The sequence below is a fragment of the Chitinophaga sp. GbtcB8 genome (assembly GCF_019091455.1).
Classification (GTDB): domain Bacteria; phylum Bacteroidota; class Bacteroidia; order Chitinophagales; family Chitinophagaceae; genus Chitinophaga.
Map to the genome: position 1 here is coordinate 1 of NZ_JAGXJN010000036.1, position 12,824 is coordinate 12,824.

Annotated in this window: 8 protein-coding genes; 2 read left to right on the forward strand and 6 right to left on the reverse strand. The window is 46.4% G+C overall.

What is annotated here, in order from left to right; genetic code table 11:
- Positions 1–284: 284 nt before the first annotated feature.
- The 6 genes from KVT36_RS24870 to KVT36_RS24895 form a co-directional block, all read right to left on the reverse strand.
- The gene (locus KVT36_RS24870; protein WP_217606156.1) at positions 285–647 is read right to left on the reverse strand and encodes a four helix bundle protein; all 363 of its coding nucleotides are present in this window, start codon (positions 645–647) and stop codon (positions 285–287) included.
- Between the two features lie 53 nt (positions 648–700).
- Complete coding sequence (locus KVT36_RS24875; protein ID WP_217606157.1) at positions 701–1,102, reverse strand: hypothetical protein; 402 nt, start codon at positions 1,100–1,102, stop codon at positions 701–703.
- An 11-nt stretch (positions 1,103–1,113) separates the two neighbouring features.
- A complete protein-coding gene (locus KVT36_RS24880) occupies positions 1,114–1,998 on the reverse strand; it encodes a DUF1835 domain-containing protein (RefSeq protein ID WP_217606158.1) in 885 nt (294 codons plus the stop codon).
- Positions 1,999–2,051: 53 nt separating this feature from the next.
- Complete coding sequence (locus KVT36_RS24885; RefSeq protein ID WP_217606159.1) at positions 2,052–3,959, reverse strand: DNA topoisomerase IV subunit B; 1,908 nt, start codon at positions 3,957–3,959, stop codon at positions 2,052–2,054.
- Between the two features lie 872 nt (positions 3,960–4,831).
- Positions 4,832–5,464 carry a response regulator transcription factor gene (locus KVT36_RS24890; RefSeq protein ID WP_254640185.1) on the reverse strand — a complete coding sequence of 211 codons (633 nt, stop codon included), beginning with the start codon at positions 5,462–5,464 and terminating at the stop codon, positions 4,832–4,834.
- 98 nt (positions 5,465–5,562) lie between these two features.
- Entirely contained in the window at positions 5,563–8,643 is a 3,081-nt protein-coding gene (locus KVT36_RS24895; protein ID WP_217606160.1) for a triple tyrosine motif-containing protein, read from the reverse strand.
- Positions 8,644–8,798: 155 nt separating this feature from the next.
- Here KVT36_RS24895 and KVT36_RS24900 point away from each other — a divergent pair, with 155 nt between their 5' ends.
- Entirely contained in the window at positions 8,799–9,869 is a 1,071-nt protein-coding gene (locus KVT36_RS24900) for a YCF48-related protein (protein WP_217606161.1), read from the forward strand.
- A gap of 305 nt (positions 9,870–10,174) precedes the next feature.
- On the forward strand, positions 10,175–12,568 hold the full coding sequence (locus tag KVT36_RS24905) for a glycoside hydrolase family 31 protein (protein ID WP_217606162.1): 2,394 nt from the start codon (positions 10,175–10,177) through the stop codon (positions 12,566–12,568).
- Positions 12,569–12,824 lie beyond the last annotated feature (256 nt).

The window sequence follows — 12,824 nt, forward strand, 5'->3', positions numbered from 1 at the left end:
CGTGCAGAATGCGGCGCTGTACCGGTTTTAACCCGTCTTCCACACTGGGTACCGCACGCTCCAGTATTACATAGGAAGCGTAGTCCAGGAACCAGTTTTGATACATCCCACCTACGTGAATGATGTTGTGGAGGGATTCTTCTTCGTTTGGCAGATTAGTATTTTGATCGTCCATATGTCAATTTTGAATGTAAAATGTAAAATGATAAATATTAAATGTAAAAGTCGGAAGATGCACTTCATTGAAATGTATATATCTTCCTTTTACACGTTTCATTTACATTTTATATTATTTCTTTTTGCTGTTTCAACACTTGCATTAAAATTGCCACTAATTGTGTACATTCTGCTAAAACAGCGGATTCTTTAGAATGATCCAACATTTTTCTTTTCTCTATTATCTTCATATTTATCTGAGACTCTCTCAATTCTTTTAATGCAATCTTCATTTTATGAATAAAATCATTCTTTGATTCTGCTGCTTGTGCCTCACCATATATTAGTGCAGGTGCAGTGCCACTTCTTACTAATTGATTTGCGAGATGAATACCCCCTCTATTATTGGGTAATAGTTCCACTAGCTCTAATACTCTTACGGCAAAATCAATTAATCTTCCTTCCAGATTATACTTTCTAATTTCATTCATTGGGTAACAATTTTAGATGAAGTATTTCTTTATCCTTTTACATTTTACATTTATTATTTTACATTTATCATTCTCTCAAATTCCTCCCGCCAGATCCTTACGGAATCCTGCTGTACATCGGCAATGGAGTTCATTTCTATTAACGCACAATCCGTAACCGCTACCAGCTGGTGCCAGATGTTTATGGCTACTTCCACCCTTGCCGGCGCTGTGATGGGCGTTACGCGTATTTCCTTTTCACCCAGCGGGCACCAGTGCAGCTCCGCCTGCCCCGTCATTACAAAAAGTATCTCCGGGTTCTTGTAAGCGCTTTTTCCTTCATGGTAATGCTGGCCGCTGCTGCTGCCGGCTTTGCGGAAGCACATCATAAAATCACCGGTACGGTCAGCGCTCCAGATGTAATTGGCGCCCCGCTCATCCTGCCCTAATAATTCCAAAGGTGTTACCGTTACCATAAGTATATTATTTATTCTGCTGCCGGTTCCGCTGGTTCTGCAGGCGCTTCTTCCCCGCCACCCGGCAATTTCACTTCAAAATCCTTCATCGTCTTCAGCTCTCCCCTGCTTTCCAGCTGCCCTTCTTTTATCAGCTCTTTCAGGCGCCAGGCAAGATACTGATCCAGCACCGGGTATTTTAATTTACCGGTTACCTGTCCTACTACCTTGGCGGCTTTCTGAAATTCTTTAGTGCTTTGCTGCAGCAGCTCTTTATCATAGTGCACAGCAGGTTCCCCTTTTATTTTTTTGCCCCCTTCCAGCAGGCGTATGCCGGCATTCTCGTTCATTAAACGGTGCCATTCATCGCCATCCAGCTCAAACTCCGCCAGGGATACCGGGCGGGCCAGCTTTTTAGCTTTCAGGAATTCTTTGGGTAATATCTGGTGCAGGTGGGTAGGATAAAACACTGCATTCTTCTCATTCAGGAAAGGCAGGTTGTTCAGGTAAATGATGTGTATACGGCCTGCAAAATCATACAGCTGACTTACCAGCCAGTAATACCCACATACATCGCGGGCATTTTGCCCTGCCCATATCCATACTTCCTGCTCCGGTTCTGCTTTTAAAAGGGCTTTTAACTGTTTCGCCAGTTCAGCATCTGCCCAGGGCTCTTCTTCTGCGGGCGGCGCTGTTTCCTCCGCAGCGGCAGCTACCGGCTGTGGTTGTAAGCCGGCCAGCTGTTGCCACCATTGGCGGCGGTTCGACTGCCCATCTTTAGTATCCAGTATAAATAAAGGGCCTACAGAAAGGTCATCCTCAAAACAAAGTATTTCCCCGCTTAATTTTTCGTCCAGTTCAAAAGCGGCTGCCAGCACCGGTTTGGAGGCCTGTCCGAATACGATATGTAATAACATTAATTAAAAATTTGTTTAAGAATTAATAATCAAGGTTCATTCTTCATTATTAATTACTCGGCAACGAGATCTTTCTCGTACCTCAAATTGCTGATAATAAACTCCTGCCGCGTTTGTGTATTCTTACCCATGTAATATTCCAGCAGCTTTTGAATGTGCACGTCTTTGGATAAGATGATCGGTTCCACCTTCATATCTTCCCCAATGAAACGGCCAAACTCCTGCGGTGATATCTCACCCAATCCTTTAAAGCGGGTGATCTCCGGTTTGCTGCCCAGCTTTTTCACCGCCTTTTGTTTTTCTTCCTCGCTGTAACAGTAAATGGTTTCCTGTTTATTCCGCACACGGAACAACGGTGTGTCCAGGATATATACGTGCCCGTTCTTCACCAGGTCAGGGAAGAACTGCAAAAAGAAAGTAAGCAGCAGTAAGCGGATGTGCATACCATCCACATCAGCATCGGTAGCTACCACAATTTTGTTATATCGCAGGCCTTCCAGCCCTTCCTCAATATTCAGCGCATGCTGCAGCAGGTTAAACTCTTCATTCTCGTACACGATCTTTTTGGTAAGGCCAAAGCTGTTCAGCGGTTTACCACGCAGGCTGAATACCGCCTGTGTTTCCACGTTGCGGGATTTGGTAATGGAGCCACTGGCGGAATCACCTTCCGTTATAAAGATGATCGTATCCAGGCGCCGGGCTTCCTGCTCAATTTTTTCCTTACCGGTCAGCTCATCATTCAGGTGAAAACGGCAATCGCGCAGCTTACGGTTGTGCAGGTTGGCTTTTTTAGCCCGTTCATTAGCCAGCTTTTTAATACCGGCCAGCTCCTTACGTTCCCGCTCGCTTTGCTCAATACGTTTTTTCATGGCCTCTGCTACCGTTGGGTTACGGTGCAGGTAATCATCCAGGTGTTTACTTAAAAAGTCCAGTACAAATGCCTTCATAGAAGGGCCATTCTCAAATACGGTCAAAGAGCCCAGCTTGGTTTTTGTTTGTGATTCAAATACCGGCTCCTGCACCCTTACAGATATAGCGGCGCAAATAGAGGCGCGTATATCCGTAGCGTCATAATCCTTTTTATAAAAATCACGTACGGTTTTTACAAAGGCTTCCCGGAAGGCTGCCAGGTGCGTACCCCCCTGGGTGGTGTGCTGCCCGTTCACAAAGGAATAATATTCCTCACCATACTGGTTTTCATGTGTTAAGGCTATTTCTATATCCTCCCCCTTCAGGTGAATGATGGGATAACGCAGATCGTCCGCATTGGTTTTACGCTGCAGCAGATCCAGCAAACCGTTTTTAGAAATGTATTTCTGCCCGTTGAAGCTGATAGTGAGCCCTGCGTTCAGAAAGCAGTAGTTCCAGATCTGGTTTTCCAGGAACTCCGGTATATAATGATAGTTCTTAAAAACCGTATCATCCGGGGTAAAGGTTACCAGCGTACCATTGCTTTCATTGGTAGGGGCTTCTTTATGCTCTTTGGTAAGCACGCCGCGTTCAAACTCCGCTACTTTCATGCGGCCGTCGCGTATAGCAGTTACTTTAAAGTAGCTGCTCAGGGCATTCACCGCTTTGGTACCCACCCCGTTCAAACCTACCGACTTCTGGAAAGCTTTACTGTCGTACTTGGCGCCGGTATTGATCTTGCTCACTACATCCACCACTTTACCCAGCGGTATGCCGCGGCCATAGTCGCGCACAGTTACGCTGTGCTCAGATACCTTAATGTCTACCTGCTTGCCAAAGCCCATGGTATGTTCGTCAATACAGTTATCTACCACCTCTTTAATAAGGATGTAAATACCGTCGTCCATACTGGTGCCATCCCCCAGTTTACCAATATACATACCCGGCCCCAGGCGAAGGTGCTCCCGCCAATCCAGCGAACGGATAGAGTCTTCTGTATAGGCCGCAAAAAGATCTTTATTGTCCTTTTCCGATTTGTCTGTAACTGCCATATATATATTAAAACATTTTCTACGTAAGGTTGCCGCAACGTTACTAAATCTTTTAGCAAAACCCGGTTACTGGCAAAAATAAAGGATTCAGGCTATCATCCCAAGTATAAAGTTATTCACCGTGGATTTCTTTTGGTACCTAAATTTTTTTTTATGCAAACTATACTTTATATGAGAATTTAAATTATATTTACAGTCGTAGGTTCACAAGTACAAAACAAACGTCCTAATCTATGAAAACGCTATGCCTAATGCTGCTAATGGTAGTGCTGTCTGTGGCACTATTAGTAACGTTCCTGGTGAATCGGGAACAACGTTCCATGACTCGTTTGGGAGATACCTTCACAAAATTGCTTCGAAAATTTGATTCCTGGCAAATGATGCGGTAAGTCTATTGTGAATTTTTTTTAGCGCGTGTGCTAAATCTAATTAGCCAACCATCATTATTAAAATCGAGAGAGTAACTGACTGGCTGCTAACCCATTAATTAGCGCACGGTCAAAAAACCATAACTTCTTTAAACCCTATACCTATGAAAACCGGTCTACTATTCAAATTGGCGTGTCTGCTTATTGCTTCCATGGTTTTGTTGGCGCATCTGGTAAACCAGAAGCTGCAAAGAATGGAGCGCGTGCGGGTGAGAAGAAAGTAGCAGCGTCAAGCTATCCAATCTTAAACGAGCTGGGGCGGAAAGCCGGGGGTTCAGTCGGACTAACTCCTGTCTTTCCGCAACACTTTTTTAGGGAGGGAGTAAATGCAAAACGCTGAGTGCTTAACGCCGAACGCTAATGCAGCCGCCAGTATGTCCGTGCTCAAACATAACATAATCAGCGTTAAGCGTTCCGCCTTCAGCGTTCAGCAGAATTCCGTAATTATCTGTTGTAATACTTGTTCACCGCATCCGTACGGCTTCTTACGTGCAGCTTCTCATAAATGTTATGCACGTGCCTTCTTACCGTTTCAATACTGATATACAGATTGCTGGCTATTTCCTTGTACAGGAAACCTTTGGAGAGCTGATCCAGGATCTCTTTTTCCCGGGAGGTTAATGCTTCCAGCGCAGGGTTGGGTTTGGCCTGCTTCTGGAAATAGGCTACTACACGCCGGGCTATTTGTGAGCTCATGGGAGAACCGCCTTCATGTACATCGCGGATAGCTTCCAGCAGCTCGCCAGGTGAGGTTTTTTTGAGGATATAACCACTGGCGCCTGCTTCCAGGGCCTGGAATATTTTATCGTCATCTTCGTACACCGTCAGCATCATAAACTGCATATCAGGATGCTCCGCTTTCAAACGCGCTATGCACTCAATCCCATTCATACCGCCAGGCAGGTTAAAATCCATCAGCGCTACGTTGGGCAGCAGGTTAGGGATTTGCTCCACAGCCGTTTCTCCGTTATTAAAGGTACCTACGCAGGCATAACCATCAGAACCGTTAATCAGTAACTCCATAGCAGTACGGATATCATGATTATCCTCCACAATAGCTACCGAAATGATGTCCATGCTGTCCTGGGATTTCTTTTTTGAGTACACAGTTATTGAGTTTTACTTAGCGAATACGATGCAATTACTTAACACGAAAATGTGATACCAAAGGTAGATCAATTTAACGGGATATCGAGAAAAACTATGGTTCCATTGTTGGAGGTTATATCTGCATGGCCGCCTACAGACTGCATGCGTTTCTGGATATTTTTTAATCCATTACCGAATAACCGTACTTTTTCCTGGTCAAATCCTTTTCCGTTATCTTTTATCAATATGGTCATGTGTTGCTGCATCTCAATTTCTATGATCACTTCTGTTGCCTTGGCGTGTTTTACTACGTTGTGCAACGATTCTTTTACCGCTAAATAAATATTACGGCGCGTGCCGCCGCTGAGCTTAATATTGGGTATGCTTTCCGGTATGTAAAACTGCTGCGTAATGTGTGCGTGCTCCAGGAAATCTGCCGCAAAGCTGCGCATGTAGGCGATCAGGTTTTCGAGGGAATCATTGGATGAGTTCATAGCCCAGATGATCTCGCTCATCTTATCTATCATCTCACCGGCTGCGTCCGAAATCCGCTCTATCTCATTAGTTTGCGCAGGGTCTTGTATCTTCCGTTTGGCAATTTCACTTAACAGGCGTATCGTGGATAGTCCGGAGCCAAGATCGTCATGCATATCGCTTGAAATGCGCGCCCGCTCCTGGTCTACAGCCTGCTCTTTTTCCAGCTTCAGTTTTTCATGACGTATTTTATAATCAAGATACAAAGTAGAAAAATAATAAGCAATGCCTAACAATAGTAATAACAATAAAAATCTGAACCACAAAGATTGCCAGAAAGGTATGCGTATCACTATTTCCAGCGTGGTAGGCGCGGTATTCCAGATATCGTCATTGTTAGAAGCCCTAACATTAAAAGTATAGGTGCCCGGGCGCAGGTTGGTATACCTGGCCATACGGAACGTACCGGCCGATACCCACTCTTCATCCGCCCCTTCCAGCTTATACTGCACCTTGTTCTTCAAAGGGTTGGTATATTCCAGCGGTACAAATTCTATGGCAATGGTGTTCTGGTTATAGGGCAGCTCAATATGGTGCAGCAGGGAAATGGCTGTGTCTGATTCATAAGGCCGGTCCAGCACCTCCATACGTTTAATAACTACTTTAGGTACAAAGGGGTTGGGGCGGAAATTGCGCGGGTAAAACCCGTTCACCCCGCGTATGCCGCCAAAGAACAGCTCGCCGTCAACAGATTTAAAATAGGCGCCGGTATTAAACTCATTGGATTGCAGCCCATCTTCATGATTAAAGGTGGTGATCTCATTGGTCACCGGGTTTATCTGCGATAAACCTTTGTTATGGCTTACCCATATACGGTCCCGGTCATCTAACAGCACCCCGTAAAAGAAATCATTCACCAGCACCGGGAAATCATAGCTGTTGTAATGCTGCACCTGCTGGTAATTGGCATCCAGTATGAACAAACCACGGCTGGTGGCTACCAGCAGCTGTTTATGTGCATTTTTGTTAATCCCTTTTACAATAGTGCCGGTAGGTAATGGTACTATGCGCCAGTGGGTATTACCTACATCTTTAACATACAGATTAGCCTGTGTACCAATGTATTGGTTACCCAGGTAATCTTCAAAATAACAGTTCAGGATCTCATTCGGGAACTGGTGCACCAGCGAGGCGTGGTATTTATTATTCCCCCGCTCATCCGGGCTAATGGATAACAGGTATTCCCCGTAAGGGAAATACACTTCGCCATTCACCCGGCGGAACATAAAGGGCGTATAGTTCTCCTCCTGCGGGGGCAGGCCCAGTGAATCTACCACGGGAGTCAGGTTCTCAAACTTTTTGTTTTGCACATTCAGCAGCCCCAGGTAGCGGCCCTCAAAATGGATCCACAGGTATTTATAGTTTTCTCTGCAAATAGCATTCACGGTATTGGCCGGGAACACTGTATGGCCCTCTGTATTGGAAATGCGTTCTATAAAACGGCCGCCTTCCTCGTAAATATCCAGCCCGTCGCGCCACAAGCCTATGTATAGCTTGCCATCGTCATGCTTGTAAATAGACCGCACCATGTTATGCGATATAAAAGGAGAGCGGTAAAGGTTAAATACCTTTTTATGCGGGGAGTATTTTTTTATGCCGTCCCCATTGGTGCCTACCCACATATTATCGGCCGCATCGCGATACAGGTAGCGCACACTGTTCAGAGAGCGGGTTTCAAAGGTGTTAAAGGTGGTAATATGCTGTATCACCTCATTGCGGCGGATGGTGTATATCAATACGCCATCACTGCCGCCTATCCATACATTACCATTATGGTCCAGCTCCATAACCACCGGCTCAAACTGCACGCCTTTATCATCGTACTCATTGATTAACAGGTCGGTGTACTTGTGCTGCTTTTTATTGAACATCACAATATGGCCGGGGCTGGCAATGATCATGGAATCAGCATTCAGGTTACGCAGCACCGGTGTTTGGCCTATACCCGGCAGGCAGTAGGTGGAGAGGCGCAGATCGCGCGTGTTTAAGGACATCAGCTCACCCGGTTCAAAGTTCATCCATATCAGGTGGCCATCCATTAACAGGTCAGTGGGTGCCAGTCCCCGTTTTGCAAATTGCGGCGGGTACAGGATAATGCGTTTGATGGTGTAAGAGCGGCTATCCAGCACATATACCCCTTTCAGCGGGCGCCACACCCATAGCTGGTGTGTGGTGGTATCCTCCCCCAGGATCTTGAATTTCACGGAACGGTCGCGTTCCTGCTCATTCACATAGCTGGTATCTTCCATTACCTGCTGAAAGGTGTTGCGGTAAGGATCGTATAAGCTAATGCCGTTATTATGCGCCAGCAGCAGCTGCCCCCGGCTGTTCTTATAAAAACCGTATCCTTTGTAACCCTTCAGATCAAACCGGTTAATGACTGCACGTACCCCGCTGGAGCTGCTGGCCACCAGGTTGCCCTTGCCCTCCCCTGCCTTGTTCTGCTCGCTTGTTTTGTAACGGTATTCATTAAACACATAACCATCAAAGCGGTTCACCCCATCACGGTTGGCAATCCACATAAACCCCTGGTTATCTTGTATAATATCGCTTACATAACTTTGAGAAAGGCCTTCATTTACGCTGTAGGCATCAAATATATACCTCCCCTCCTGCGCAAACAGAGTTTTCATTACAAAAACAAATAAGGCAAGTAACTGCAGTTTCTTTTTTATCTGGGATGGTAAATAGCGCACTGATGCAGGTTAGTTGTTTGCAAATATATAAATCTGCATCACACTTTTGAATGATTTTGTAATTTTCTTGCTCACTAAGGTATTGTAAATAAATGTCAAAGATATTCTGCTATATATGCTTATGGTGCTGCTGCACTGTTTTAGCGGCCAGGGGCCAGCAAAAAAATCCCCTGCAACCCCTGACCCATGGCCCGCTTAAAAGTATCCGGGGCCTGTGTGTGCTAACGGATAGTTTACTATGGGCATCCGGTACCGGCGGTATGGTAGGTAAAAGCACCAATGGTGGTAAAGAATGGCAATGGACCCGCGTAAGCGGTTGCGACAGCTGCGACTGGCGCGCTATTAATGCCTTTAATGAGAAAGAAGCTGTAGTGGTAAATGCCGGTGAGCCGGCGCATATCTACCGCACACAGGATGGGGGTGCTACCTGGCAGCGGGTATATTATAATGATACCAAAGGTATTTTCTTTGACGATATGGAATTCTGGAATAACCGGGAAGGCATAGCCATTGGCGATCCCTTGCAGGATCACTTTATGATGCTGCGCACACAGGATGGGGGAAAACATTGGGATACCCTGCCGCTAAAACAGCGCCCTGCTGCATTACCGGGCGAAGCTATTTTTGCAGCCAGCGCCGGCAACCTGCAAACCCTGCCGGGGCAGCAGGCCTGGTTTATAACCGGGGGCAGCACAGCCCGCAGCATCCGTTTACAGAAAGGACGGTGGAAGGCCAGCCCCTTACCCATTATACAGGGCGCTGCCACACAGGGCGCCTTTTCCATAGCCGTCCGGAGTGCGCAGCAGGCTATTGTAGTGGGGGGCGATTACCGCAATGATACTCTGCGCGAACACAACTGCCTGCTAACAACAGATGGCGGTAAAACCTGGACGCAGCCTGCAGTACCACCGCAGGGCTTCCGCTCTTCTGTTATTTATATAAATGCCCAAACCGCCATTGCCACCGGTACTTCAGGAACAGATATTTCTTTTGATGGCGGCCAGCACTGGCAGCCCATCAGCAAAGAAGGCTTTCATGTAGTACAGGCTGCTAAAAAAGGGAACGCTGTATTCCTGGCCGGGAGCGATGGCCGCATTGCACAGCTTGATGAAAGAATAAAAAACATTACTGCAGAGTACGCACAAACACTGTATAACAAATAATAATACAACACAAGTATTATACATTCTTCGGGATTCATTACTAAGTTTAAACCATGAAAAAAGTGCACCTGGAACAAGTGCACTCTAAAGGAACAAATAGGTTAAAGCAAAAAGTACGTTCGATAAATTGAATTTACCAAGTATTTAATATTTTTCGTGACCGATTTAGCCAATACATCATTTTAACAGGTGAACGATGGATTAACCACCTCAACCGCGGAAAAAATAATCTTCACATGATTTTTTTTTAATTTAGATGAGTGGTTGGATCTAAAGAGGAAGGATTGGATTTTTAAACGCAAACTATGCAAGTAACAAGCTCGTCGAGTAAGTATTCTGTAAAACACTACCCTGACAATATCAGGAAATGGCAAAAAGAAGGCAACTACTTCTATTTCTATACATCGGAGACTATACTGGAGGTAAGGATCATTTCAGACAAGATTGTGCGGTTCCGCTACGCGGCAGATGGTAAATTTCAACGCGACTTCTCTTACGCAACCAGCGAACGGCTGGAAGAATCGCCCGTAAATTTTGGGATACGTGAATTTGAGGAGGTATTTGAAATATATACGGATATGATCCGCATCTGGATAGCGCGCGATAACCTGCGCCTTACCATTACAGATACGGAAGGCCGCATTATTAACCAGGACGAAATGGGCTTTCACTGGCAGCACTACCTGCAAAAAGGCGGCAAAATAGTGTACTGCAGCAAACAGGTACAGGAAGGCGAATGCTTTTTTGGCCTGGGCGATAAGCCTACTGACCTGAACCTGCGTGGCAAACGCCTGGAAAACTATGGTACGGATGCCTACGGCTTTCAGAAAGATACCGATCCCCTGTACCGTAACATTCCCTTTTATTACGGCCTGCACCATGGTATAGGATACGGTATTTTCTTTGACAATACCTTCCGCACCCTGTTTGACTTTGGCCATGAGCGGGAGGATGTGTGCAGCTTTTGGGCCCGCGGCGGGGAAATGAACTATTATTTCATTTACGGTCCTGCCCTGTTACAGGTAGCAGAAGCCTATACCAAAATAACCGGTACAGCCGAGCTGCCGCCCCTGTGGGCTTTAGGCTACCAGCAATGCCGCTGGAGCTATTTCCCTGAAAAACGCGTACGCGAAATAGCCGCAGAGTTCCGCAAACGCCAGATCCCCTGCGATGTTATTCACCTGGATATTGACTATATGGAAGGTTTCCGCTGCTTTACCTGGAGCAAGGAATACTTCCCTGACCCTGCCGGTTTGATAAAAGACCTGGCCGCAGAAGGTTTTAAGGTAGTGGTGATCATTGACCCCGGTATTAAGGCCGACCCGGATTATGATATTTATAAGGAGGGTATGGAAAAAGACTACTTCTGTAAACGTGCCGACGGCGCTTTTATGGAAGGAGATGTATGGCCCGGCAAATGTGTGTTCCCGGATTATACGGATCCCAAGGTGCGCGACTGGTGGAGCAGCCTGTTCAAAGACCTGCTGGATACCGGCGTACGCGGGGTGTGGAATGATATGAACGAACCTGCCGTATTTGAAATGGGCAGCTTCCCGGAAGATGTGCGCCATGACTATGACGGCGAGGATGTGAGCCACCGTAAGGCGCATAATATATATGGCCACCTGATGAGCAAGGCCACCGCAGCAGGTTTAAAGAAGTACCTGATGCCCAACCGGCCTTTTGTGATCACCCGCTCCTGTTATGCCGGCGCACAGCGCTGGGCCTCTGTATGGACGGGCGATAACGTATCAGAATGGGATCACCTGTGGCTGGCCAGCGTACAGTGCCAGCGCTTATCCGTATCCGGTATTTCCTTTGCCGGCAGCGATATTGGCGGTTTTATCGGCGAACCGGACGGAGAGCTGTATACCCGCTGGATACAGCTGGCCACCTTTCACCCCTTAATGCGCACCCACTCTGCCAGTAACGAAACCGGCTTTAACCAGGAGCCCTGGAGCTTTGGCAGCAAGTATGAATTTATAGTTAAGCGCTTTATACAAATGCGCTACCGCCTGCTGCCCTACCTGTACACCACCTTTTGGCAGTACAGCCACTACGGTACGCCGATGCTGCGCCCCCTGGCCTTTGTGGCCCAGAACGATGAGCACACGTATAACCGCTCCCACGAGTTTATGCTGGGCGATGCGCTGCTGATCAGCCACGTGGAAGCAGCAGGCATGAAGGAAAAAGAAATATACCTGCCTGCAGGCCAGTGGTATTACTTCTTTAACGATAAGCTGTATGAAGGCGGGCAAACCATAACAATAGCTACCCCGCTGGAAGAAATGCCTCTGTTTATAAAAGCCGGCGCCGTGGTGCCTAATTATCCTAACATACAGTATGTGGATGAGAAGCTGATAGATGAAATGATCCTGAATGTGTATTACAGCGAGCAGCCTACACGCAGCACCCTGTATGAAGATGCCGGCGACCACTATGGTTACAAGAATGGCCAGTCTAATACCATTAGCTTTAAGCAGGTATCTGATAAACAGCAGTTCCGTTTAAAGAAAAAATTCTTTGGCCAGTATGAAGCCGGTTATAAAAAACACCGGGTGCTGATACACGGCCTGCCGTTTAAGGCTACCGAGTATGTGGTGGATGGAAAAGTGTTTAAGCTGAACGCGCGCAATTTTGCAGTAGGAGTAGTGAAAGTAGCGCTGGAAAGAAAATTTGAAGAGCTGATCATACGCTAAGGGATTAACATTAAGTTCATATTCGTTAACGATCCGTTATTGGTGGCTGGTTGTTGGTATTAGTGTGGTAGCTTTACACAGAGCGATACGTACTTCACTAACACCTGGCCACTTTTTGTTGTAAAAAAAAGGGCACTAATAGATGGATATCTTAGTGCCTTTTCATAACCTATGCCAACTTTAGAGTTTAATCAAAAGTAAGCTGATTCGCCCTACAGGCAAAGTTTTCAGCCGCTCAAAAAGCACAATGAACAAA